Below are 23,265 nucleotides of genomic sequence, written 5' to 3'. Positions count from 1 at the left end.
CTATTGGCTGGTTGCCTCCCTGAGTCGGGCGACGGCGGTGCAGATCGACAGACCCGCGCGATTTTTCTATCGCGACGAGGAGGCCAGTTCGGCCAGCCGGCGCTGCAGGAAGCGACGCTCCGGCTGCTGGGACGTCAGCGCCAGGGCCCGCTCATAGGCGAGCCGGGCCTCCCGAGGGGGGCCGGCACGGCGATGCAGGTCGGCCCGGGCGGCATGGAAGAGGTGGTAGTTGACGATCGCCTTGTGGGCCTCCAGCGCCTCCAGCAGGCGCAGGCCGACCTCCGGGCCGTCGCGCATGGCCACCGCCGCCGCCCGGTTGAGGGCGATCACCGGCGAGGGCTGCTGGCGATATAGCGCCTCGTAGAGCATCACGATCCGCCCCCAGTCGGTCGCCTGGGCGCTGGACGCGCGGACATGTTCGGCGGCGATCGAAGCCTGCAGCGTGTAGGGGCCGGTGGGCGTCAGCGCCAGTGCCTGGCCGAGATGTGCCAGGCCATCGTGAATACGCTGCCGGTCCCAGCGGCCACGGTCCTGCTCTTCCAGGGGGACCAGCTCCCCGCACGGCCCCTGGCGGGCGTCGCGTCGGGCGTCGTGGAGCCACATCAACGCCAGCAGGCCGTACACCTCCCCCTCGGGCAGCAGCCGGGCCAGCGCCTGGGCCAGTTCCATGGCCTCGGCCGAGAGACTGACGTCGACCAGGGCATCGCCGGCACTCTGCGAGTAGCCCTCGTTGAAGACCAGATAGATCACTCGCAGCACATCGGGCAGTCGCCTCGGCAGCTCCCTGGCATCCGGGACCTCGTAGGGAATGCCGGCATCGCGGACCCGGCGCTTGGCCCGCACGATGCGCTGGGCCAGGGCGGCGGGCCTTTGCAGCAGCGCCCTGGCCACCTGCTCGGTAGTCAGCCCGCACATCTCGCGCAGGGTCAGGGCCACCCGCTCGTCCAGGGCCAGGCCGGGGTGACAGCAGGTGAACAGCAGCCTCAGCGGGTCGTGCTGGATGCTGCGCTCGTCGAGGCTCGCCGCCGGTTCATCGGACGCCACGAGATGGACATGCTGGCGTGAGGTCTGGCGGCGGCGAATCTGGTCGATGCCGCGCCGCTGGCCGGTGCGGATCAGCCAGGCGGCAGGATGCTCCGGCACGCCCTGCGCCGGCCACTGCTGCACGGCGGCCATGAAGGCCTCCTGAAGCGCCTCCTCCGCCAGCTCGAAGTCGCCGAGCAGGCGAATCAGCGTCGCCAGCACACGCCGCGAGTGCTGCCGATAGAGCCGTTCGATGGTGGCATCGTGATTCATGACGCTGGCTGTCTCGCCCGGGATGCTCACTGCAAGCTTAGCCGTCAGGCGCGAGAACGCCGCACGGGCAACGGCATGGGGTCAGTGGGGGCTTCATCGTCGATAAGCAGGAGCATCGCACCAGGCTGGAGGACTGGCATGGAAGCGCACGGGGATGGAAATCCGTGTGCGCCTGGACGACGCTTGACCAGATGACGACCCACCCGTTCCGGAGTGCGCCACCATGCCGCAATACCACAACGATGCCACCCTGCCCCTACCGCTCTTTCCCGGCAGCCATATGGTGATCGACGACGACTACGTCTTCCTCTCGGGGCTCACCGCCGAGGATATCCAGGGCGGCGAGACGGTGATCGGCGACATGGCCGAGGAGACCCGCCTGGTGATGCGCAGCCTCCAGCGCATGCTGGCCACCGCCGGCTGCGACATGGCGGACGTGGTGCGGGTCGACGTGCACATCACCGACCTCGACATGATCCGCGACATGGACGCCGCCTACGCCGAGTTCTTCGACGCACATCGCTACCCGGCACGCACCTGCACCCAGTCGCTCCGCCTCTATGGCGGCGCCCACGTGGAGATCACCGTGATGGCGCGCCGCCCCGCCAGGCGCGAGGAGAGCGACCCGGCGCCGGAGGCGGACAGTTCAGGAACCTGAGGAGCGGCGCGGGAGTCACTGCAGCGTCAGGCGCAGGCCGCGAAAACGCCGGCGATACTCTCGCGGGATGAGCCCCACGCGCCGGCCGAACAGGCGCCGGAAGAAGCTCGGGTCGGCGTAGCCGACCTGCTCGGCCACCGCCTCGATGGGCTCGTCGCCACTCTCCAGGATCTGCTTGGCCTCCTCGAGGCGCAGGGTATGCACATAGTCCATGGGCGTCATGCCGGTGGCGGCCTTGAAGCGACGCTTGAAGGAGCGCTCGGTCAGCCCGCTGCGGCGGACCATGCCGGCCACCGGCGAGTGGGTGTCGTAGTGCAGGGCGACCCACACCTGAGCCTCGCTGATCAGCGCGTCCTCCACCTGCCGGGCGGTGGTCAGGGCCGCATAGGGCTGCTGGCCCTCGTGGTGCCAGTCGATCAGGAAGATCCGCGACAGGTGCATCGCCTCGTCCACCCCCACCAGCCGGGCCACCAGGAACAGCGCCAGGTCGATCCAGGTGGTGCCACCGCCGGCCATGATCAGGCGGCCCCCCTCGCCGCTGACCACCAGGGCGCGATGGGCATGCACGCACACCTCCGGATGCTGGCGGGCCAGGGCATCGCAGTAGGCCCAGTGGGTGGTGGCGTCCTGCCCGGCGAGCAGCCCCGACTCGGCGAGCAGCAGCGAGCCGGTGCAGGCCGCGGCCAGCAAGGCCCCGCGCCCATGGCAGGCCAGCAGCCAGGCCAGCTCCGGGTCGTAGTGCCCCGCAAGCTCGGCGCCAGGCACCACCAGCAGCTCGGGAATGCAGATGGCCGTCGGCGCCCGACAGTCGACCAGGGCCGCGTCCGGCTCGATCCAGGCCCCGTTGCGGGTGCGAAAGCCGCGACCGTCGCGGGAGACGATCAGCGGCTGCAGCAGCGGCGCACCGGGACGACCGTGCATCAGCAGCCCCCAGTCGCGGCCGGCCGACCCGAAGAGGTCGAACATGCCATACAGGGTGCTGGCGGTAGTCTCGGGTACCGCCAGGATGGCGACTTGCGTGGTGGATAGCGTGGTCATGGCAGAAAACACCCCTTTACGGCGCATTCCCCTTTCGTTGACGCTCTTCTTCCGCCGTACCGTTCTCCTGCACCCCAACAACAAGCAGGAGAACACCCATGTGCAACGTCCATTCCCTTTCCGTGGCCGAGGCCGACAGCGGCGCCTTCGAGGCCCGACTGGTCAATGCCCTGAACGAGAGCGGGCTGATGCTGCTCACCGCCATCGGCCACCGCACCGGCCTCTTCGAGGCCCTGGCCGGCCAGGCGCCCCTCACCAGCCGGGAGTTGGCCGAGCGCACCGGGCTTGACGAGCGCTACGTGCGCGAGTGGCTCGGCGGCATGGTCGCCGGCGGCGTGATCGACACCGACCCGGCCGCCGGCACCTATCGCCTGCCCGATGCCCACGCCGAACTGCTCACCGACCGGGGCCCGGCCAACCTCGCCGTCTATGCTCAGTTTATCTCGCTGCTGGGCAGTGTGGAGGATGACGTGGTCCGCTGCTTCCGCCAGGGCGGTGGCGTGCCCTACTCGCGCTATCCGCGCTTCCAGGAGGTAATGGCCAGCGACAGCGGCCAGACCGTGCTGCCGGCACTGTTCGACGCCATCCTGCCGCTGGCGCCTGGGCTCACCGAGCGGCTCGATGCCGGTATCCGGGTGCTGGACTGCGCCTGCGGCCGGGGCCGCGCCCTGCTGGCCATGGCCGAGCGCTTCCCGGCCAGCCACTTCGTCGGCTATGACCTCTCCGACGAGGCCATCGCCTGGGCGCGGGACCAGGCCGAGCGGGCCGGGCTCGACAATCTGGCCTTCGAGGTCCGTGACCTGAGCGACTTCGATGTCAGCGCCGAGCCCGGTGCCTTCGACCTGGTGACCACCTTCGATGGCATCCATGACCAGGCCCGGCCGCGTCGCCTGCTCGCGGGCATCCATCGCAGCCTGGCGCCTGACGGCATCTACCTGGTCCAGGACATCCACGCCTCGAGCCACCACCACCTGGACCGCGACCACCCGCTGGGGACGATGCTCTATGCCGTCTCGGTGAGCCACTGCATGACGGTCTCGCTGGCCCAGGGCGGCGAGGGGCTCGGCACCATGTGGGGCCGCGAGCGGGCCCTGGCCTACCTGGAGGAGGCGGGTTTTCGCGACATCCGGGTCCACCAGCTGGAACACGACATCCAGAACGACTACTTCATCTGTCGCCCCTGACGAGGCGACGGAGGACGAAGAAGGCGCGGCAGGGACCGGGCCGTCCGGCAGCACCGGACGGCCCTTCAAGATGGTCCTAAAAAATGGCCCTTCAGAATGGTGCCGAGGGGCACATCGGGGTTGCCCTCTCCGGCCTATTCGGACGATGGCTCGCCCTCGGGAGATGGCGTCTCGTCGACCTCCTCCACCGTGGCTGGTCGCCGGATCCGTCGCTTGGGCGGGGTGTCGCCCCGGGTGATGTCGTGGTGGCTGAGCACCACCACTCCCCTGGGCCACCATTCGGGATGATGGTCACGGATAAAGGCCAGCAGCTTCTCGCGGACCTTCATCTCCGCTTCCCAGGCCTCAAAGGTCTCGGGACCCATGAGGTAGAACGAAATCTCCTGGGTGGCCTCGTGCTGCCCCGTGACGAAGCAGGTCAGCTTGTGGTGGTCGATAACCTGCTCCTCGGCCATGGCGAACTCCTTGAACTTTTCCCTGAGGGTCGCTACATCCGCGCTGAGGTGGAGGGTCAACACGATGGTCCGGTATTGCTTGGAGTTCTTCGCGGAGAGGTTCTGGAAGGGCTTGGAGACGAAGTATTTCACCGGCACGATCAACCGTTGTTCGTCCCACCGCCGCAGGCGGATGAAGGTGTAGTAGATGCCTTCCACGTAACACCACTGGTCCTCGAAGACCAACAGGTCGCCGATACGGATCGGCTTGGTCAGCGAGATCTGGAAGGAGGCCAGGATGTTGCCGAGCACGGCCTGGCCCGCGATACCCACCAGCACCGTCACCACACTGGCCGAGGCCAGCAGGGTCACGCCGAGGGTCTCGAAGAGGCTGACCTGGGCGATCACATAGATCACCACGACCGTCACGGTGACCAGGATCACGAAGCGACGCAGCGCATGGAGGGTGGTCAGCAACTGACGATCGTCGCGACTCTTGGAGTCGTCGATCTCACCCACCAGGCGACGCGTCATCCTGATCAGCAGGGTATCCACGAGCCGTACCGCAATCAGGCCCACGCCCCAGGCCAGTATGATGATCAGCAGCCCGCGGAAGATGGCGGTGACCACGCCCGAAAAGGAGACCACATAGTCGAGCAGCCATTGCGCCAGCAACGACATGGTGATGAAGGCCATGGGCAGCCGGATCATCTGCGCGAAGACACTGGTGAGTCCCGCGGGCAGGCGGCTCGCCAGCAGGCCCATCAGGCCATGGATGACCCATCCCACCGCGCTGGCGATAGCCAGGAAGATCGGGATGGCAAACCACTCCCAGAGCTTCAACTTGCCGAAGGATCCTTGTAAACCTTCCGGCATATGGTCTTCCAGCCAGGAAGGGCCATATTTCTCGTAGAGCTTGGGGATCGCGGTGATCGTCTCGGGGGCGATCAACCAGACGGGGTCCTGCTCTCCCATCCGGTAACGGGCAATGCGTACCTCGTAGCTCTGCCCATCGAGCTCAAGGGAGGCGAGCTTGAGATTGCGTCGTGCCTGGCCGACGCGGGCACTCTGATCCGCGCCAGCCTCGATCATGGCATCCTGACGCGCGGAAATATCAGAGACGTTGATCCACTCTCCTCGCTGGAGGACGGCGGCAAGTTGCCTGGCCAGCACAGCCCCTCGCTCGGCCTGCTCCTCAGGGGCCAGGTCGAGAAGGTTGAGCAGATGGGCCGCGGCCGAATAGTCCTCCTCCTTGGTCAATTCCAGGAAGCTACGTACCGCGTCGCGCGGCGTCCTGCGCTCGACCTTGTCGGGCGGCTGGCCGAGGCCGGCATTCAGCGAGTCGACGCTGAACCAGCGGGTCTCCCCGCCCTCCTCCTGAGCCACGCCCAGGCCGGAGGGGGCCAGCAGCAACACGAACAGCATCCACGCAAGCGGGATCTTCATAAGCGTCCTTCCCTGAGTATCGGAAAATCCCTTTTCCGGCTGTTGTTACCCTTCCTGGCGGGTCTCCAGCTGGCCGTGCCAGGGCCGCATGGCCAGGATCTCGTCGAACCACTGCAGCGGCTCGGGCTCGATGGCCTCTTCCGGCAGGGGTGCCAGCGCGACCGGCTGCCAGCTGCTGGCCTCCAGCGACTCGCGCAGCCGGGCATAGTCCACCGGAATGTTGGCCGCCGCCTCGTTCGCCTGCAACTGGCCGAGTGCCTCCAGCAGGTCGCCCATGCCGTTCTCCTGCTCCTCGAGCGGCTTGAAGGACTGCACGTAGAGGCGCTGGCCCTCCTGGCCCACCTTCACCGGCATCTCGATGATGTTGACCCGTTCACCGACCTCGATGCGCGAGAAGAGCGCCTCGATGGTCTCCGGCATCATGCGGATACAGCCGCGGCTGGCCCGCATGCCGATGCCGTCTGGCCGGTTGGTGCCGTGGATCAGGTAGCCGGGGATGTCGAGCATGATGGCATGCTGGCCCAGCGGGTTGTCCGGGCCGGGCGGCACCACCTCGGGCGGCGGCTCGCCGTTCTCCCTGGCCTCCTGGCGGACCGACTCGGGCGGGTACCAGGCCGGGTCCTTGAGCTTCATGGTGGTCTTGGTCACGCCCAGCGGGGTGTTGAAGCCCTCCCGGCCGATGCCGATGGGGTAGGTCTCCACCCGGGGCGTCTCGCCCTCGGCGGTATCCGGATAGTAGTAGAGGCGCAGCTCGGCCACGTTGATCACCACGCCCTCGCGCTGCGCCGGGGGCAGGATGTAGCGCGCCGGGATCACCACCTCGGTGCCGGGGTCGGGGGCCCAGAGGCTGACCTCCGGGTTGGCATTGCGGATCTCCTCGTAGCCGACATTGTGCTCGCGGGCGATGTCGAGCAGGGTCTCGCCCTCGCGCGTCTCGACGGTATAGACCTCGCCGACCATGTTGCCCGTCTCGGGCAGCGGGTAGTGGCCACGGGGCCACTCCGGCTCGGCCAGGGCCACCGCCGGCAGGAGCAGCAGCGCGAGGGAGAGCGCCAGGGGACGGCAGCGCCTGGCCAGGGGGTAGAGCGTGGAAGAGGTCATGGTATGCATGGGCTCGGGGATGTCATCGGGGAAAGGGGACTCTTTGCGAACAGTGTTTCATGGCGCCCGCGTGACGGCAACCGGCTGTGAGGCCAGGCCCGCCAGCCCTGCGCCAGGAGAGGAGCGCCTGCTCACCAGTGCTCCTGCAGCACGCGCCCGATGTCGCGCAGGGCGCGTTCGGCCATCGCCACCTCCGCCATGCCGCGGACACAGGCGACCACCACCTGGCGGCGCTCGCCGGTGTCGACGATGCCCGCATCGCAGGCCCGCCGACGCTGGGTTCCGGTCTTGTGGGCAAAGGAGGTAGCCGGCCCGAAGCCTGCCTTGAGGCGGCGCTCCCCGCTGCGGGTCCGGGCCATCAGGCCCAGCAGTCGCGCGGTGGCCTCGGGACCCAGTGCCCGACCCTCGGCGAGCGCGGCCAGCAGCTCGGCGAAGGCATCCAGCCGGCCGCTGTTGAGAGGCCCGGCATAGTAGGTGTCGAAGGCGGCATCCAGCGACGGCAGCCGCCATTCCGAGTGCGGCACCCCGAGACGCCGCGACAGCCAGTCAAGCCGCGCCGGGTCGTCGCCGCGCTTCTGTAGCTCGATGAAGTCGAGCCCGTCCAGGGCAAAGGCCTGGTGGTGCAACCGGGCGTAGACCTGACGACGCACATCCACCAGGGCGGTGATCGGGCCCAGCCCCTCGGGCACCAGGGCCCGGGCCCGCGCGTTGACCGCGGCGAGGCCGAGATGACGAATCAGCATGTCGGTGGCGGTGTTGTCGCTGACCGTCAGCATCGCCTCGAGCAGCACCGCAAGCGACAGCCGGGTGCCTGGCGGCGCCCAGTTGGTGGGCCCCGCCCCGTCCACGTAGTCGCTCTCGTCAAGCGTCAGCCGGTCGTCGAGCGACAGCGCCCCCGCTTCCACCCGGGCCATCAGCTCGATGGCCACCGGCACCTTGACCAGCGAGGCCAGGTACCAGGGCTCCTCGTCCCGCCAGCCCAGGGTCCGTCCGCCGTCGAGCTCCCGGACGTGCACCCCCAGCTCGCCGGGAAAACCGGCCTCCAGTGCCGCCAGGCGCGACTCGAGGGGCGCTGCAGCACCCGGCAGCCCCCACAGCGAGAGCAACCCCGCCCCGACCAGGCGAGCGAGCCAGCACCTCATGACCGCGCTCCGATCCAGCGGGTCAGGGCGATCCAGGCCGCGGTGGCCGGCACCAGCGCCAGGCCGATGCCCAGCACCTGGGGATAGCCGTAGGCCTGCCAGGCCTCGAGCAGCAGGCGGAAGACCCCGAAGATCACCACGATATGGAAGATGAAGGCCGCCAGGGCATCCGACCCGACCACCGTGATCGGGCGCAGCCAGGCCGCGGCCCGCGCGCCTCCCGCCAGGCAGAGGGCGAGCACCAGCAGCGCCCCGCCGAGGCTGAAGAGCATGAAGGCGAGCCCCGGCGGGTGCTTGCCCGCGTTGCGGGCCACCGCCATCAGCGCCGCGTCGAGCTCGGGCAGCGAAAGCGCCAGGAACCCCAGCAGCATGGCCGCGCCGACCGCGGCCAGGGCCGACACCAGGCGGTGGCGCACCGCGTCGCGCTCGCGGCAGCGCAGCACCCCTTCGCCGATCAGCAGGCCGAGCATCACCAGTGGCAGCCGCGAGAGCTGTCCCCAAGTGTAGTGATCGTCGTCCTCGACGAGGATCGCCTTGAGCGGCTCGATGCCCCAGAAGCCGACATGGCGCTCCAGCCAGCCGGCCAGCAGCGCCACGACCAGCGGGGCGGCCAGCCGCGACCAGAGCGGCATCCTGCGCCAGAGCGGCAGTACCCAGGGGATCCACAACAAGGCGATGGCGTAGAAGCCGAGGATCTCCACCCAGATGGGGAAGCGCTGGTAGAGCAGGGTGTCGAGGATGTCCTGGGGGGCGTAGAGCGGCAGCATCTCGACGACGGTGAGCACCTTGTACCAGAACAGCACCTCGACCCCGCGCAGCATCAGTTTCAGGCGCCGCCTTGGCCAGTCGGAGGCGTCGGTCTTCGGCAGGAAGGCCACCGCCAGGGCAATGCCGAAGACCGTGATAAACAGCGACGAGGAGAACTTGGTGAGCAGGTGGATGGGTACCATTCCCCACGCCGGGACCTGGCCGATGCCCAGTAGCCCGCTCACCGCATGGCTGACGATCATCAGGGCGATGGCCACGCCACGGGCCAGGTCGATCGCCGCGATGCGCCCCTGCCCCGGCGGGAGACAGGGGCGCTCCCCCAGCCGCTTCCGGATCGCGTCGCCGGCCGCTGGCATCAGTCGCCCTCCAGGCGCTCGACGCTCTCCAGTGTCAGCCGCCTTCCCTCACGAGGCGAGAAACGGAAGTGACCCTCGACCCGCACGGCCTCGCCCAGGTGGGGCGCGATCCGCTCGTGGGGGAAGATCTCGACCCGGTTGAGGTCCTCGTCCTCGATCCAGTAGTGCAGCGGGTCCTCGAAGTGGCGCACCACGCCGCGGGTGGCGACCCGGCTGTCGTCATGGGCGGCGGGATTGTTGGCCAGCACGGGCAGGGGCACCTCGCTGGCCGGCGTCTCTCCTCCACAGCCCGTGAGCAGCAGCCCGGCGAGCAGCGTCGCCGCCAGGCAAGCGGCGCGTCTCCGGTACGGTCCCATCCTCTCTCCCCCGCTGGTCGATGGTCGTCCACCATGGACGACGCCGGCGCCAGTATCGCCCAGGCGCCGCGGCTCCGTCACCGCCAGGGGGATCTCGCCAGGGTGCTTTTCGCCCGCCTGGCCTCGGGGTAGGCTGGGCGGGTTCCCGTCCACCGAGAGTCGCCCATGTCGCGATCCCGCGCCTTCCCCGTCCGCTCCCTCTGCCTCGGTAGCGCCCTGGCCTGGCTGGCGCCGCTCGCCGCCCTGGCCGACGACTGCCCGGCACCCGGACAGTGGCAGGTCGCCGGCGGCGAGACGCTGACCACCGCCGGGCTGATGGCGGAGCTCGCCGGGAGAGACGTGGTGTTGCTCGGGGAGCAGCACGACCGCCTCGACCACCACCGCTGGCAGCTCCACACCCTGGCTGCCCTGCATGCCCATCGCCCGGGGATGGTGATCGGTCTGGAGATGCTGCCCCGGGAGGCACAGCCGGCGCTCGACGCCTGGGTGGCCGGCGAGCTCGACGAGGCGGCCTTTCTCGAGCAGAGCGACTGGTACCGCGCCTGGGGCTTCGATCCCGAGCTCTACCTGCCGATCCTCCACTTCGCGCGCATGCAGCGGATCCCGCTGCTGGCGCTCAACGTCACCCCGGCGCTGCGCGGTCGTCTGGCCACCGAGGGCTGGGAGGCGGTACCCGAGCAGGAGCGCTTCGGCATCACGCCCCCGGCCCCCGCGACGCCTGCCTACCGGGCGTCGCTGGAGGCGATTTACGCCGAGCATGCCGACCGCGACGACGACCCGGCGGACCTCGAGCGCTTCATCGCGGCCCAGCTGGTCTGGGACCGCGCCATGGCCACCGCCCTGGCCGATGCCGCCACGCAGGGCCCCTTGGTGGCGGGACTGATGGGCCAGGGGCACCTGGCCGACGGCGACGGTGTGCCCTACCAGCTCGACGACCTGGGCCTTCGCGACCATCGCAGCCTGCTGCCCTGGACGCCGGGCCCCGACTGCGAGCCGCCCGCGATCCGGGCCGATGCCCTCTACGTGCTGGGCGACGAGTCTGCCTTCCAGCCCCCCGAGCCACCGCGCCTGGGCGTGCTGATCGGCGAGCACGCGGAGGGCGTGCTCGTCCAGGGCATTGCCCCCGGCAGCGTGGCTGAGGCGGCCGGCCTCGCCGAGGGGGATGTCATCGTCACCGCCGCCGGCCGGCCCATGGCGCAACCCGCCGACCTCACCGCCGTGATCGGCCGCCAGGCCCCCGGCACCCTGCTGCCGCTGGAGATCCGTCGCGACGGCGAGCGCCAGGAGGTGCTGGCACGCTTCCCGCCCCCCGCGAGCTGAGCGCCCGGCAGGGCGAGCCGCTGGCCCACATCGAGCATCCCGACGTCGGTCGGGAACGGCTATGCTGAAGGCATGGAAAGCACCATCGACGCAAGGGAGGCAATCACTGTCGTTCCCGGCCCAGCGTGGCCGAAGGAGGAAGTGTCATGAGCATGCCCATGACGATACGGGAGTACCTCCGAGCCTGTGACATCGACTTCGAGGAGGTCCCCCACTCGCGTGAAGTGACGACCAGCCGCATCGCCCAGCAGGTCCACATTGCCGGCAACCAGCTGGCCAAGGCGGTCATGCTGCACGGCGATACGGGCTACCGCCTGGCCGTGCTTCCGAGCACCCGCGACGCCGACCTCGAGCGGCTCTCGGAGCTCTTCCACGAGAAGGTCGAGCTCGCCTCGGAGGACGAGATCGCCGACTGCTTCAAGGACTGCGACCCCGGCGCGACCACCCCGGTGGGTCAGGCCTATGGCCTGCAGGTCTATATCGATGACCTGCTGCGTCACCAGCCCGATATCTACTTCGAGGCCGGTGACCACGAGACCCTGGTGCACATGAGCGGCAGCGAGTTCGACCGCTTGATGACCGCCAGCCCGCACGGCCAGATCAGCCGCCACCACTGAAAAGCCACCTGGAGGCCAGACGGGCCGCGACCGGCAGGGTCGCGGCCCGTCGACGTTCTCGCAACCCGAGGCCACGACAGGCATCATGGGCGCCCCTGACCCATCCATCGTCCGCGAGGTTCACCACCGCCGATGAGAATCCTGATTCGTACCTTCTTCCGCGGCCTGCGCCTGGTGCTGGCGCCGGTCATGTTGGTCTCCGAGAAGCTCTCCACCCCCCAGGCCGTCGAGCGCAGCCCGGAGGAACAGGCCCGGGTCGACGAGGCTTGCCGCAACCTGACGCTCTACCAGTTTCGCACCTGCCCGTTCTGCATCAAGGTGCGCAAGGAGATCGCCCGCCTGGGCCTGGACATCGAGCTGCGCGATGCCCAGCGCGACCCCGACCACCGTCAGGAGCTCGCCGAGGGTGGCGGGCGGGTCAAGGTGCCCTGCCTGAAGATCGCCCACGACGACGCCCCGACCGAGTGGCTCTACGAGTCCGACGACATCAACGCCTGGCTGCACCATCGTTTTGCCGCGGCCGACCACGCCCGGGCCGCCTGACCCGTCGCGCCCGGGAGGGCGCACCAGCAGGCCCCGGCAGGCGGGACATCACTTGCCCTGTGCCGAGGGGCCGCCTACACCTTGGGGATGGACACCCTTCCGGCACGCCCCGCTTCCGGTCGCGGCCCGCTGGCCGTGGTCCGCTTCCTGGGCCTCGTGCTCCTGGGGGCGCTGGTCGGCGCGGTCGCCGCCCTCGCCGCCGTGGCCTTCGTCAGCGCCGTGCTGGCCCTCAACGAGCTGCTGCTGATCTCGCCGCGCAGCCGCATGATGTTCAACCACCCTGGCCTGCTGCTGGCCGCCACGGTCGCGGTGCCGGCGCTGGGCGGCCTGGTGGTCGGCCTGTTGCACCGCGCGATCCCCGAACGGCGCCCCCATGCCCCGGCCGACGTGATCGCCGCGGTGCAGACCCGCCGCGGCCGGCTGCCGGCCCGGGCGGGGGGCATCTCGGCGCTGAGTGCCCTGGTCTCGCTGGGCAGCGGGGCCTCGGTAGGCCAGTACGGCCCGCTGGTGCACCTGGGCGCCACCCTGGGCTCGCAGGCCGCCCGGCTGCTGCACCTGGGGCGCTCGGATGACAACATCACCATCGCCTGCGGGGTGGCCGCGGCCATCGCCACCGCCTTCAACGCGCCCCTGGCGGGCATCGTCTTCGCCCACGAGGTGGTGCTGCGCCACTACGCGCTGCGTGCCTTCGCCCCGGTGGCCGCGGCGGCCCTCGTCGGCTACGTGATCGCCACCAATGTGCTCGAGCACGGTGCCCTCTTCCATGTGGCCGACACCGCCGTGCCCCGTCCCTGGGAGTTCGTGGCCTTCCTGGCCATCGGCGGCCTGGGGGCGCTGGTCGCCGGGGCCTACATGCACGCCATCCTCGGGGTCACGCGCCTGGCCGGCGCCCTGACGCTCGCGCCGTCGCTGCGCCCCGCCCTGGCCGGTGCCCTGCTGGGCCTCACCGCCCTCTGGGTGCCCGACATCCTCGGCATGGGCCAGGAGACGCTGCGCTTCGCCACCATCGCCGGCGCCTTCGGCAGCGCCGAGCTGCTGCTGGTGCTGGTGCTCAAGATCGCCGCCACGGGACTCTGCCTGGGCATGGGCTTCAGCGGCGGGGTGTTCAGCCCAGCGCTGGTCATCGGCACCCTGTTCGGCGCCCTGTGCGGGAGCCTGGTCGGCCAGCTCAGCGGTGCGCCCCAGGAGACCTTCGTGTTCTATGCCGTGTGCGGCATGGTGGCGGTGACCTCGCCGGTGATCGGCGCGCCCCTGACCAGCCTGCTGATCGTCTTCGAACTGACCGGCAGCTATGCGCTGACCACCGCCGCCCTGGCCAGCGTGACCCTGGCCAGCCCCATCGCCGCCCAGCTCTTCGGCCGCTCGCTGTTCGACATCCAGCTCGAGCAGCGCGGCCTGGACCTCTCCGCCGGGCGCGGGCGCGCCGTGCTGCGCACCACCCCGGTGGCCGAGCACCTGACCGACGACTGCGTGACCCTGCACCCGCAGACCCCCGTGGCCGAGGCGGTCACCGCCCTGTGCCGGGCCCGGCATGGCGAGGGCTACCTGGTCGATGGCCGAGGGCGCTACCGGGGCTGCGTGGGCCTGGCCGACCTGGAGGCCGCCCGGGAATCGGCGACGGGGCCGATGCGGGTCGGCGAGGTGGCGACCCTGGCACGGCCGGTACTGCAGCCTGACACCTCGCTGTGGGACGCCATGGCCGAGCTGCAGGACGTCACCGGCGAGGCCCTGCCGGTGATCGACCCCGCCGCGGATGACGCCTTCCGAGGCGTGGTCTTCGAGTCGAGCATCGCCCGTGCCTACCTGGCGCACAGCGACGAACTGAGGCGTGAGGAACATGGCACGGGTTAAGCGCAGCCGGTGGCCGGCGAGCGCACCGAGGTTGGCGCTACTGGGGCTGGCGCTGTTCGCCGCCGAGCCCGGGCGGGCGGACGATGACGCCCTCACCGTGCTGAGTTGGGGCGGGGCCTACGAGCGCGCCCAGCAGGCCGCCCTCTTCTCCCCCTATACCGCCGCCACCGGCACGCCCATCGAGGTGGCGCAGTACGACGGGGGGCTCGAGGGCCTGCGCCGCGCCGTGGCCGAGGGCGAGGTCCCCTGGGACCTGATCGACATGACCCGCAGCGAGGCCATGGCCGCCTGTGCGGAGGGGCTGCTGGAACCGCTCTCCCCCGCGCTGCTGTCGCCGGCCCCGGACGGCACGCCGCCGGAAGAGGACTTCCTGCCGGACTCCTTCGGGCGCTGCGCCATCACCCACAGCATCTTCGCCACCGTGGTCGCCTACCGCCGCGATGCCTTCCCCGGCAAGCGCCCCGACAGCATCGCGGACCTCTTCGACCAGCAGCGCTTCCCCGGGCCCCGGGCGCTGCAGCGCACCCCGGCGGTCAACCTGGAGTGGGCGCTGCTCTCCTACCGCGTGCCCCACGAGGAGCTCTACGACCTGCTGAGCACGCGGCGCGGCCTGGACCTGGCACTGGCGCGCCTCGACGAGCTGGAGGCGATCCGCTGGTGGGAGGCCGGCGACGCCCCGCCGCGGCTGCTGGCCGAGGGCGAGGTGGTGATGGCCTCGGGCTACAACGGCCGCTTCTTCGATGCCATGGTCAACTGCGGGGCGCCCATCGAGATCCTCTGGGACGGCCAGGTCCAGGAGCACGAGACCTGGGCGATCCCCCGCGGCGCCGCCAACCCCGAGACGGCCCGCGACTTCCTGCGCTTCGCCACCACCACCGAGCGCCTCGCCGACCTGTCGCGTCACATCCCCTACGGCCCGGCCCGTCGCTCGGCGGCACTCCTTGTCACCACCCACCCCGAAACCGGCGTGGACATGCGCCTGCACACGCCCACCCATCCGCTGAACGCCGAGAACGCCCTGGCCAAGGACGAGGCCTGGTATGCCCGCACCCTGGGGCGCATCCAGGACTACTTCCGGGCCTGGCTGGCGACGCGGGAGGGGCAGTGATGCCCCACGATCACCTCACTCGTCGAGGGTCTCCCCCGTACCGCCCATCTCGGCAGGCACGTCGCGCATCTTGGGCAGCCCATCGACAATGCGCAGCACCGACTCCTGATAGTGGACATGCAGGGCCGGCTCGAAGGTCAGGTCGGGGAGGATCGCCGCATAGACGTCGACCAGCCCCATGCCGGGATGGTCGGTCAGTACATGCCCGCCGCAGCTGCGGCACCACTGGCGCAGGCTGGCCGGCGTCCTGTGGTAGCTACCCAGCGTATCGGCCCCCTGGACCACCTCCACTGCCTCGGGCTTCCAGAGCGTGAAGGCGTTCACCGGCCCCGCCGACCAGTGGCGGCAGTCCTCGCAGTGGCAGTAGCCCATGGCCTCCGGCTCGCCGGTTACCTTCAGCTGGACGGCACCGCAGAAACAGGCGCCGTGATAGGTCTTGATCTCACTCATGCCCCACCTCCCGGGAAGGTTCCTCCACGCAAGGGAATCCCCTGCAGTGTAGGAGGCCACGATCTAGTCCCGCGAGGCTCGCAGCAGCAGGTTGCGCGGGGTCAGTTCGCGGGCACAGAAGGTGCCGAGTTCCACCCGGAAGCCTGCCTCCTCGAGCCGTCGCTGGCGGTCCAGCACCAGCCACACCTCCAGCGGGCGGCGGAAGAGGTGGCGGACCAGCTCCAGGCGAGTGACCTCGGCCTGGCGCCGCCGGCCCTCCTGCTCGAAGGCGTGCCAGTCGATGCCCGCCGGCAGGTCCAGCCCCTTGCGCTCGGCGGCCCAGCGGCAGAAGCCCGCGAAGCTCTCGGGCAGGCGGCCATAGGCGAGGCTCGGCACCGGCAGGTAGGCATCCCGGCCCCGCGCCTGGCGCTGCAGGGCATCGAAGCCCAGCCGCCAGGCGTTGGCCCGCTCGCGATGGCGGCGCACATGGCGCGGGGCGGTCACGGTCTCCTGCACCGCCATGGCCAGGTCCTCGCGGGAGAGCGACAGGCCGTGTTCGGTGACCAGCGCGCGACCGAGTCGCGAGAACGGCCGATAGAGCGCCTCCGCGGTGCGATGATAGCAGCAGGGCGCCAGGGTCACGGCGCTGCCCTGCTCGGCGGCCAACTCGATCAGCCGCCCGTGCAGGTCGCCGCAGGCATGCAGGGCCGCCACCTGGGTGTCCGCCGTGAGCCAGCGGGCGGCATCCGGGGCCAACACATCCTGCTGGGCCAGCTGCACCCGAGCCCCCTGCCGCTCGGCCAGCGCCTGGCCGTCACGGCAGAGCGCGGCCTGCCACTCCAGGCCGGTGACCTCGCGGTCGAGGCGGCGCGACAGGGTCCGCGCCAGGTGGCCCTTGCCCGCGCACCACTCCAGCAGCGAGGCCCCCGGCAACGGGGCCATGCGAGGCACGAAGGCCGCGACCTGCTGCCACTTGCGCCCGCCCATGTGCTCGGCCCAGGCGGCGGGCAAGCACGCTCCCTCGGCCGGCAGCTCGGGAAGCGCGACCAGGGCGGCGAGCTCGGCCACCGGCAGGTGCTCGGCCAGGGGGGAGGCGGTGAAGGGCTGGGCCTGCAGCCGTGCGCAGGCGTCGTCATCGAGTGAGCGCAGGCGGTCGGCAAGCCCGGGATGCGCCTCCGCCCAGGGAAGCCGGCGATGCTGGAACGGCATGGGCCGCCACAGCGGCTGCCACTCGGCCAGCAGGGCGGTCAGTCGCGCGAAGCGCTCGGCATGGGAAGGGATAGCGGGCATGGCGGTTCGATCTCGGAACAAGGGCGCATTGTAGGGGCTTCGCGGCCGGCTTGCATGGCCGGGCGCCAGGCGACAGAGTGCGGGGTGCACTCGCCGGCCATCCGCAGCGCCGGCCTCTTCTGTTCCCCTGCCTGGAGCCCCGCCGATGCCAGTCTCTCCCGATGCCTCACCCCGCAGCGTGCTGGTCACCGGCTGCTCCAGCGGTATCGGCCACGCCGCCGCTCACGCCCTGGCACGCCGCGGCTGGCGCGTGTTCGCCACCGCCAGGCGCGAGGCGGACCTGGCCGGGCTGCGGGATTCGGGCCTCACGGCCGTGGCGCTGGAGCTGGACGACAGCGCCTCGATCGAGGCCTGCGTCGCGACGGTGCTGGAAGCGACCGGCGGGCGGCTCGATGCGCTGTTCAACAATGCCGCCTACGGCCAGCCCGGGGCCGTGGAGGACCTCGGCCGCGAGGTACTGCGCGCCCAGCTCGAGACCAACCTGCTCGGCACCCACGAGCTCACCTGCCGGGTGCTGCCGGCGATGCGACGCCAGGGCCACGGACGCATCGTGCAGAACAGCTCGGTGCTGGGCCTGGCCGCCCTGCCCTACCGCGGCGCCTATGTCTGCTCCAAGTTCGCCCTGGAGGGGCTCACCGATACCCTGCGCCTGGAGCTCACCGGCAGCGGCATCCAGGTCAGCCTGATCGAGCCGGGGCCCATCGCCAGCCGCTTTCGCGAGAATGCCTACCGCGCCTTCAAGGCGCATATCGATACCGCCCACAGCGCCCATGCCGACACCTACCGTGCCGTCGAGGCACGGCTGGCCGGTGACGACAGCGGCGGGCGCTTCACCCTCGGCGCCGAGGCAGTGGTCGACAAGCTGGTTCACGCCCTGGAGAGCCCGCGCCCCAGGGCGCGCTACTACGTGACCCTGCCGACCCACCTCTTCGGCACCCTCAAGCGCCTGCTCGGTACCCGGGCCCTGGACCGGGTGCTGCTGCGCTCGACCCGCGGTGAGCGCCAGCCCTGACTGAGAAAGCCGCTCCGAGGGCCGGGAACACCGTCAGATGGTATTGCGCAGCCCCAGCTCGTAGGGGTGCGGGTCCAGGTAGGTCTGCTCGCGGATATAATCGGAGCCGTGGCGCTTCACGTAGTGGTTCAGCAGGCGGATCGGCACCACCAGGTGCACGTGCCCCAGGCGGTAGTCCTCGATGGCCGCCAGCAGGTCCTGGCGGGTCTCGGCGTCCACCGCCTCCCTGAGGTAGCCCAGCACGTGCATCAGCGCATTGGCGTGGGTCTTGCGGGTCGCCGGCCGGCCCAGCGCCGCCATGAAGCGCTGCAGGTAGTGGGCCATGGCCTCCTCCAGCGGCAGCTTGCTCGACTCGGCCAGGTAACGCCCCAGTTCACGATAGGCCTCCACGTGGTGGGCCATCAGCAGGTACTTCTGGCGGCTGTGGAACTGCAGCAGGGCATGATAGCTCGGGGCGGCCTCCACCCGACGCTTCCAGTCGTCGAAGGCGTAGACCCGGGTGATGAAGTTCTCGCGCAGCACCGGGTCGTTCATGCGCGCCTCCTCCTCCAGCGGCAGCTCCGGGAAGTGGCGACGCAGGGCGCGCACGAAGGCGCCCGAGTCGGCATGGCTGGGCATGCCATTGGGGTGGTAGACCTTGACCCGCTCCAGCCCGCAGCTCGGCGAGCCCTTCATCAGGATGAAGCCGCGCAGGTGACGGTGGTGGGCGGCAAAGTCCTCGCTGACCTCGGCCAGCCGCTCGGTGACGTCGAGGCTGGGGTCCCGGGTGCCCTGCACGCGGGGCTCCTCGCCCTGCAGGCCCACCAGTCGGATGGGATCGCGGGGCACGCCGAGGCCGGCCTCGAGCTCGGGACAGAAGGGCTCGAAGGCGAAGCGGTCCTGCAGGACCTCCAGACAGTAGCGGGAACGCTTGTGCCCGCCGTTGTAGCGCACCTGCTCGCCCATCAGGCAGGCGCTGATGCCCACCGGGATCCCTTCCCTGCTTGCCGCCGGTTCCGCCATCGTCGCGAATCTCCTCTCGCCGTGCATCGCTCATCGTGCCTCGCTTGCCGGGTACCTCCCAGCCCCCATAGGGGCAGCGCCATTGTGGCACAGCCATACCGCGCTGCCAGTCCCGGCGCGCCGGGCCGCTAGCGTTCCAGCCCCAGGCGCCGGTGCCACTCGGCAAGGCTCTCCTCGGGGTAGCCGGCGAAGCAGCGGTCGTTGTCGCGGGCCTCGACCTCCACCCAGGCGGCCTTGCTGTCGAGCAGCAGGTGGACCCGCTCGGGCGGGACCGGCAGCTCGCTGTCGATCGCCGAGGCGAAGGGATGGACCAGTTCGGGCCAGCCCGGGTCGAAGACCCACAGCGCACTGGCGCAGCGGCTACAGAAGTGGCGCTCGCCCGCGCTCTGCTCGCCGTCGATCACTGCATGGTAGACCCGGGTGTGCTCGGCGCCCTCCACCTCGAGGGTCTCGGCACGGGCGCCCAGGTTGATGGCGTAGCCGCCACCGCCGGCGGTCTTGCGGCAGATCGAGCAGTAGCAGCGCTGATAGGGGTAGGGGTGGGGGGCGTCGACGCGGAAGCGCACCGCGCCGCAGTGGCAGGAGCCTTCGAGCAGCATGACGATACCTCGCTGGGGGACACGGGCAGGTGGGTTCATTGGCCGAGCCGGGCAGCCCGGTGAACCCGGGGGTCACCGAGGGTTGAAGGAGCCCCCGGAGTGCATCCGCGGCCGGTGCTTGCCAAGCCGGACCCTGCCCCTCAGGATGACCATCCTGACCGATTGGTGCAATGCAATAACGGCCATGAATACCACAATAACACCAGGACATGGATGACCGGATGGAGCTGAACAACCGCGATCTCGCCCTACAGGCCTGCCTGCTGATCCTGCTGGCCGGAAGCCTGCTGATGGGCCTCGGCGGCCTGCTGCTCGACCTCTTCCCGCGGTTCCCCGTGCCACCGCAGCTGGACATCAGCCTGGACGGCTCGCTGGCCATCCTGATGATCGGCGGCGGCCTGACCGGGGTGGTGCGCGGCAGCCGCTGCTGCCGTGTCGCGGCATTGCTCGGCATGCTGGTCTTCGCCGGCTACAGCCTGGGCCACAACCTCCTGGCGGGAGCCGATGACGCCGGCCTCTCCTGGCTGACCGGCCGGCCCCGGCTGAACACGACCCCGGCGCTGCTGACCCTGCTGGTGGCGCTGTGCTGCGCGATAGGGCTCGGGAGCCGGTGGCGGCGTCGCGTCTGGCGCACGGCCGGGGGGCTGGCCCTGGTCCTCGGCCTGCTGGGGGTGGCGGCCCTGCTGAGCCCCGACACGGGCCCCCTGCTCGCCTGGCTGGCCCACGACTTCACCCTGCTGGGGGCCCTGTTCAGCGGAGTGCTGGGGGCCGGCATGCTGATCATCGCCGAACACCGGACCCTGCCCATCCTGGCCCTGCCACGCCGCGCCGTCACCGTCGGCGTGACCGGCGTCGCACTGAGCATGGCCCTGTGGCTGCTGGGCAGCTGGACCCAGCACAACGAGCAGCTGGCCAACGCCGAGAAGCTCGCCGGCAACCTGGCGATAAGTCTCGAGGAGGTCACCCGCTCACGGGCCGAGCTCATCCAGCGCATGGCCAATCGCTGGCAGGCGACCGGGGGCGTTCCCGACAAGCGGGTCCGCGAGGAGGAAGCGCGCAACTACTTCAGCGACGAGGCGAGCCTGCAGGCCCTGGCCTTCCTCGGCGGCGAGGAGCAGTCACTGTGGCGCCGCGGCCGCCACCCCCGGGCCCTGCTGTGGCTGATGGACCGGCTGGTGGAGCCGGAGACCCTGGCCTGGCTGCGCGAGATCGAGCGCCAGGGCAGCGAGATGGCCTGGCGCTTCCCCGACCCCGCGCGGCCGCGGATGGTCACCCTGGCCGTGCGCGCCAGCGGCGGCAGCGACCAGCTGATGCTGGCGGCCTTCGACCTCGACGTGCTGATCCATGAGACACTGCGCCGCAACACCGGCGACTTCCGGATCACCATCGCCGGCGCCGGCCAGCCGGTCAGCGTGCTGCCGGCCCCGTCGCCGAACGATGGCTGGCACAACCTGGCCACCGCCGAGGCCCGCCTGCCCGAGGGGCCCCGGCTCACCCTGACCGCGGCCGCCACGCCCCCGCTGTTCGCCTCGCTGCCCGGCAGCCTGCCCCTCGGGGCCGGCCTGGTTGGGCTGCTGCTCACCTACCAGCTGATCATCGGCCGCTCCCTGGTGGCGATCCGCGACGAACAGGCGCGCGCCCTGAGCACCAGCGAGCAGCGCTTCCGGTCGCTGTTCACCCAGAATCCGGATGCGGTGTTCGCCATGGACCGCCACGGCACCTATCGGAACCTGAATCCCATGACCCAGGCCATCATCGGGATGGGGGAGCGCGACTGGCGGGGGCTGACCTTCCGCGACATCGTGCACGAGGAGTCGACGACTGCCGCCGACCTGCAGCGCGTGGAGGCCGGCTTCCAGACGGCCGCCAGCGGGCGGCCGGACAGCCTGACGATGCGCTACCACCGCCAGGACGCCGCGCCCCAGGACCTGGAAGTGACCTTCCTGCCGATCCTGGTCGATGGCCATGTCGACGGGGTCTTCGGCATCGCCAAGGACATCAGCGAGCGCCTGGCCGCCGTCCAGCGCCAGCGCATCCTGGAACGCAGCCTGGAGGCCAGCAGCAACGCCGTGGTCATCACCGACGCCCGGCAGCCGGGCCACCCGGCGGTCTACGTCAACCCCGCCTTCACCCGCATCACCGGCTACCTGGCCCGGGACGTGCTGGGCCACTCGCCCCGCTTCCTGGGGGGACCGGACACCGACGAGCGGGATGTCGCGCAGATCCGCGCCGCCCTGTCCGAGGGACGCACCCTCTCGATCACCCTGCGCGCCCACCGCCGCGACGGCTCGCCGTTCTGGAATCAGGTCTTCCTCTCGCCGGTCCACGATGACGACGGTGCGGTGACTCACTTCGTGGCCATCATGAACGACATCTCCGAGCGCAAGGAGCAGGAGAATCAGCTGGCCTACCAGGCCACCCACGACGCCCTGACGGGGCTCGCCAATCGCGCCCTGTTCGGCGACCGCCTGGTCCACGACTTCGCCCTGGCCCGCCGCCACGCTCAGATCCTGGCGGTGCTGTTCATCGACCTGGACGAGTTCAAGCCGATCAACGACACCCTGGGCCACAAGGTGGGTGACCAGCTGCTGATCAGCGTCGCCCGGCGCCTGGCGGCGGGACTGCGTGCCGGAGATACCCTGGCCCGCTTCGGTGGCGACGAGTTCGTGCTGCTGCTGCCGGACCTCGACCATCCCGGCGAGGCCGAGGAGGTAGCCGAACGCCTGCTGCTGGAGCTGACCCGCCCCCACAAGGTCAACAGCCACGAGCTGCATATCTCGGCGAGCATCGGCATCGCCATCAACGACGAGCCCCTGGAGGACCCCGAGAAGCTTCTCCAGCATGCCGACATGGCCATGTACAAGGCCAAGCAGCAGGGGCGCAACGCCTACCAGTGCTATACCGGCGACCTGGACAGCAAGCTCTCCCAGCGGGTGATGCTTCGCAACGAACTGCAGGAGGCCATCGATCGCGACCAGCTGGTGCTGTACTACCAGCCGCTGCTCGATGCCGCCGGTCGCGTCGACGGGCTGGAGGCGCTGGTACGCTGGCGCCATCCCGTCAAGGGGTTCATCTCCCCCGCCGACTTCATCCCGCTCTCCGAGGAGACCGGCCAGATCATTCCGCTGAGCCGCTGGGTGATGGCGCGGGCCTGCCGCGACGCCCGGACCCTGGTCGACCAGGGGCTGCTAGTGGGGCGCATGGCGGTCAACCTCTCGCCGATGCAGTTCCACCGGCCGAGCTTCCTGGCCACCCTGAGGGGAGTACTGGACGAGACCGGCCTGCCGCCCTCCCATCTGGAGCTGGAACTCACCGAGGGCATCCTGATGCGCGATACCGAGGGCGCCATCGACATTCTCAACGCCCTGAACGGCATGGGCATCAGCACCGCCATCGACGACTTCGGCACCGGTTTCTCGAGCCTGGGCTACCTGCGCACGCTGCCCATCGACAAGATCAAGATCGACCGGACCTTCGTCAGGGACGTGACCGCCAGCGACAAGGATGCCGCCATCTGCCAGGGGGTCATCACCCTGGCCCGCGAGCTCGACCTGAGGGTGGTCGCCGAGGGCATCGAGACCCGCGACCAGCACGACTACCTGAGGCATCACGGCTGCGAGGTCTTCCAGGGCTTCCTGTTCGCCCGACCGATGCCCCTGGATGCGCTGGTCGCGTGGCTCGAGGCGCGTCCACGGCCGTGACGCGCATCACGAGG

The 23,265-nt window shown here is 70.3% G+C and carries 20 protein-coding genes; 9 read left to right on the top strand and 11 right to left on the bottom strand.

Annotation, left to right across the window (positions count from 1 at the left end):
- Nucleotides 1-66: 66 nt before the first annotated feature.
- Nucleotides 67-1,296 (bottom strand): RNA polymerase sigma factor, encoded by a 1,230-nt coding sequence (locus P8934_RS07200; protein WP_278033564.1) that lies wholly within the window; start codon nt 1,294-1,296, stop codon nt 67-69.
- A 223-nt stretch (nt 1,297-1,519) separates the two neighbouring features.
- Here P8934_RS07200 and P8934_RS07195 point away from each other — a divergent pair, with 223 nt between their 5' ends.
- Nucleotides 1,520-1,954 (top strand): RidA family protein, encoded by a 435-nt coding sequence (locus tag P8934_RS07195; protein WP_278033563.1) that lies wholly within the window; start codon nt 1,520-1,522, stop codon nt 1,952-1,954.
- 15 nt (nt 1,955-1,969) lie between these two features.
- On the opposite strand, the gene P8934_RS07190 is transcribed toward P8934_RS07195, so the two are convergent.
- Nucleotides 1,970-2,992, bottom strand: a complete 1,023-nt coding sequence (locus P8934_RS07190; RefSeq protein WP_278033562.1) for a helix-turn-helix domain-containing protein — start codon at nt 2,990-2,992, stop codon at nt 1,970-1,972.
- A 98-nt stretch (nt 2,993-3,090) separates the two neighbouring features.
- Between P8934_RS07190 and P8934_RS07185 the strand changes: the two genes are divergently transcribed.
- Nucleotides 3,091-4,176 (top strand): methyltransferase domain-containing protein, encoded by a 1,086-nt coding sequence (locus P8934_RS07185; protein ID WP_278033561.1) that lies wholly within the window; start codon nt 3,091-3,093, stop codon nt 4,174-4,176.
- Between the two features lie 134 nt (nt 4,177-4,310).
- On the opposite strand, the gene P8934_RS07180 is transcribed toward P8934_RS07185, so the two are convergent.
- The 5 genes from P8934_RS07180 to P8934_RS07160 form a co-directional block, all read right to left on the bottom strand.
- Nucleotides 4,311-6,056, bottom strand: coding sequence for a mechanosensitive ion channel domain-containing protein (locus P8934_RS07180; protein WP_278033560.1), 1,746 nt, complete (start codon nt 6,054-6,056; stop codon nt 4,311-4,313).
- A 45-nt stretch (nt 6,057-6,101) separates the two neighbouring features.
- Complete coding sequence (locus P8934_RS07175) at nt 6,102-7,157, bottom strand: L,D-transpeptidase family protein (protein WP_278033559.1); 1,056 nt, start codon at nt 7,155-7,157, stop codon at nt 6,102-6,104.
- Nucleotides 7,158-7,288: 131 nt separating this feature from the next.
- Nucleotides 7,289-8,299, bottom strand: a complete 1,011-nt coding sequence (locus P8934_RS07170) for a serine hydrolase (RefSeq protein WP_278033558.1) — start codon at nt 8,297-8,299, stop codon at nt 7,289-7,291.
- A complete protein-coding gene (gene opgC, locus P8934_RS07165; protein ID WP_278033557.1) occupies nt 8,296-9,423 on the bottom strand; it encodes an OpgC domain-containing protein in 1,128 nt (375 codons plus the stop codon). The genes P8934_RS07170 and opgC overlap by 4 nt, the downstream gene beginning before the upstream one ends.
- Complete coding sequence (locus tag P8934_RS07160) at nt 9,423-9,779, bottom strand: hypothetical protein (protein ID WP_278033556.1); 357 nt, start codon at nt 9,777-9,779, stop codon at nt 9,423-9,425. The genes opgC and P8934_RS07160 overlap by 1 nt, the downstream gene beginning before the upstream one ends.
- 165 nt (nt 9,780-9,944) lie before the next feature.
- Between P8934_RS07160 and P8934_RS07155 the strand changes: the two genes are divergently transcribed.
- The 5 genes from P8934_RS07155 (at nt 9,945) to P8934_RS07135 (ending at nt 15,218) form a co-directional block, all read left to right on the top strand.
- Entirely contained in the window at nt 9,945-11,099 is a 1,155-nt protein-coding gene (locus P8934_RS07155) for a ChaN family lipoprotein (RefSeq protein ID WP_278033555.1), read from the top strand.
- Nucleotides 11,100-11,245: 146 nt separating this feature from the next.
- Complete coding sequence (locus P8934_RS07150; protein ID WP_278033554.1) at nt 11,246-11,716, top strand: YbaK/EbsC family protein; 471 nt, start codon at nt 11,246-11,248, stop codon at nt 11,714-11,716.
- Nucleotides 11,717-11,848: 132 nt separating this feature from the next.
- A complete protein-coding gene (locus tag P8934_RS07145; RefSeq protein ID WP_278033553.1) occupies nt 11,849-12,259 on the top strand; it encodes a glutaredoxin in 411 nt (136 codons plus the stop codon).
- Nucleotides 12,260-12,346: 87 nt separating this feature from the next.
- Nucleotides 12,347-14,110 carry a chloride channel protein gene (locus P8934_RS07140; RefSeq protein ID WP_278033552.1) on the top strand — a complete coding sequence of 588 codons (1,764 nt, stop codon included), beginning with the start codon at nt 12,347-12,349 and terminating at the stop codon, nt 14,108-14,110.
- A 31-nt stretch (nt 14,111-14,141) separates the two neighbouring features.
- Nucleotides 14,142-15,218, top strand: coding sequence for an extracellular solute-binding protein (locus tag P8934_RS07135; protein ID WP_278033551.1), 1,077 nt, complete (start codon nt 14,142-14,144; stop codon nt 15,216-15,218).
- Between the two features lie 15 nt (nt 15,219-15,233).
- On the opposite strand, the gene P8934_RS07130 is transcribed toward P8934_RS07135, so the two are convergent.
- Together P8934_RS07130 and P8934_RS07125 are read right to left on the bottom strand one after the other, a co-directional pair.
- Nucleotides 15,234-15,668: a GFA family protein gene (locus P8934_RS07130; RefSeq protein WP_278033550.1), complete on the bottom strand. Its 435-nt coding sequence runs from the start codon at nt 15,666-15,668 to the stop codon at nt 15,234-15,236.
- Between the two features lie 63 nt (nt 15,669-15,731).
- The gene (locus P8934_RS07125) at nt 15,732-16,937 is read right to left on the bottom strand and encodes a methyltransferase (protein WP_278033549.1); all 1,206 of its coding nucleotides are present in this window, start codon (nt 16,935-16,937) and stop codon (nt 15,732-15,734) included.
- 145 nt (nt 16,938-17,082) lie between these two features.
- Here P8934_RS07125 and P8934_RS07120 point away from each other — a divergent pair, with 145 nt between their 5' ends.
- Nucleotides 17,083-17,949, top strand: coding sequence for an SDR family oxidoreductase (locus tag P8934_RS07120; protein WP_278033548.1), 867 nt, complete (start codon nt 17,083-17,085; stop codon nt 17,947-17,949).
- Nucleotides 17,950-17,982: 33 nt separating this feature from the next.
- Here P8934_RS07120 and P8934_RS07115 read toward each other — a convergent pair whose 3' ends face one another.
- A complete protein-coding gene (locus P8934_RS07115) occupies nt 17,983-18,951 on the bottom strand; it encodes a DUF523 and DUF1722 domain-containing protein (protein WP_278033547.1) in 969 nt (322 codons plus the stop codon).
- 128 nt (nt 18,952-19,079) lie between these two features.
- On the bottom strand, nt 19,080-19,550 hold the full coding sequence (locus tag P8934_RS07110; protein ID WP_278033546.1) for a GFA family protein: 471 nt from the start codon (nt 19,548-19,550) through the stop codon (nt 19,080-19,082).
- Between the two features lie 221 nt (nt 19,551-19,771).
- On the opposite strand from P8934_RS07110, the gene P8934_RS07105 reads away from it, so the two are divergent.
- The gene (locus P8934_RS07105) at nt 19,772-23,251 is read left to right on the top strand and encodes an EAL domain-containing protein (protein ID WP_278033545.1); all 3,480 of its coding nucleotides are present in this window, start codon (nt 19,772-19,774) and stop codon (nt 23,249-23,251) included.
- Nucleotides 23,252-23,265: the final 14 nt, after the last annotated feature.

It is taken from the genome of Halomonas sp. CKK8 (assembly GCF_029625235.1).
Lineage (GTDB): Bacteria > Pseudomonadota > Gammaproteobacteria > Pseudomonadales > Halomonadaceae > Halomonas > Halomonas ventosae.
Note: the sequence above shows the minus strand (reverse complement) of the source record. Positions and strands in the feature narration are given on the sequence as shown.

Excerpts from the sequence above, each read along its gene's own strand:
- P8934_RS07200 (WP_278033564.1), bottom strand. The coding sequence starts at position 1,296 with ATGAATCACGATGCCACCATCGAACGGCTCTATCGGCAGCACTCGCGG.
- P8934_RS07195 (WP_278033563.1), top strand. The coding sequence starts at position 1,520 with ATGCCGCAATACCACAACGATGCCACCCTGCCCCTACCGCTCTTTCCC.
- P8934_RS07190 (WP_278033562.1), bottom strand. The coding sequence starts at position 2,992 with ATGACCACGCTATCCACCACGCAAGTCGCCATCCTGGCGGTACCCGAG.
- P8934_RS07185 (WP_278033561.1), top strand. The coding sequence starts at position 3,091 with ATGTGCAACGTCCATTCCCTTTCCGTGGCCGAGGCCGACAGCGGCGCC.
- P8934_RS07180 (WP_278033560.1), bottom strand. The coding sequence starts at position 6,056 with ATGAAGATCCCGCTTGCGTGGATGCTGTTCGTGTTGCTGCTGGCCCCC.
- P8934_RS07175 (WP_278033559.1), bottom strand. The coding sequence starts at position 7,157 with ATGACCTCTTCCACGCTCTACCCCCTGGCCAGGCGCTGCCGTCCCCTG.
- P8934_RS07170 (WP_278033558.1), bottom strand. The coding sequence starts at position 8,299 with ATGAGGTGCTGGCTCGCTCGCCTGGTCGGGGCGGGGTTGCTCTCGCTG.
- opgC (WP_278033557.1), bottom strand. The coding sequence starts at position 9,423 with ATGCCAGCGGCCGGCGACGCGATCCGGAAGCGGCTGGGGGAGCGCCCC.
- P8934_RS07160 (WP_278033556.1), bottom strand. The coding sequence starts at position 9,779 with ATGGGACCGTACCGGAGACGCGCCGCTTGCCTGGCGGCGACGCTGCTC.
- P8934_RS07155 (WP_278033555.1), top strand. The coding sequence starts at position 9,945 with ATGTCGCGATCCCGCGCCTTCCCCGTCCGCTCCCTCTGCCTCGGTAGC.
- P8934_RS07150 (WP_278033554.1), top strand. The coding sequence starts at position 11,246 with ATGAGCATGCCCATGACGATACGGGAGTACCTCCGAGCCTGTGACATC.
- P8934_RS07145 (WP_278033553.1), top strand. The coding sequence starts at position 11,849 with ATGAGAATCCTGATTCGTACCTTCTTCCGCGGCCTGCGCCTGGTGCTG.
- P8934_RS07140 (WP_278033552.1), top strand. The coding sequence starts at position 12,347 with ATGGACACCCTTCCGGCACGCCCCGCTTCCGGTCGCGGCCCGCTGGCC.
- P8934_RS07130 (WP_278033550.1), bottom strand. The coding sequence starts at position 15,668 with ATGAGTGAGATCAAGACCTATCACGGCGCCTGTTTCTGCGGTGCCGTC.
- P8934_RS07125 (WP_278033549.1), bottom strand. The coding sequence starts at position 16,937 with ATGCCCGCTATCCCTTCCCATGCCGAGCGCTTCGCGCGACTGACCGCC.
- P8934_RS07120 (WP_278033548.1), top strand. The coding sequence starts at position 17,083 with ATGCCAGTCTCTCCCGATGCCTCACCCCGCAGCGTGCTGGTCACCGGC.
- P8934_RS07115 (WP_278033547.1), bottom strand. The coding sequence starts at position 18,951 with ATGGCGGAACCGGCGGCAAGCAGGGAAGGGATCCCGGTGGGCATCAGC.
- P8934_RS07110 (WP_278033546.1), bottom strand. The coding sequence starts at position 19,550 with ATGCTGCTCGAAGGCTCCTGCCACTGCGGCGCGGTGCGCTTCCGCGTC.
- P8934_RS07105 (WP_278033545.1), top strand. The coding sequence starts at position 19,772 with ATGGAGCTGAACAACCGCGATCTCGCCCTACAGGCCTGCCTGCTGATC.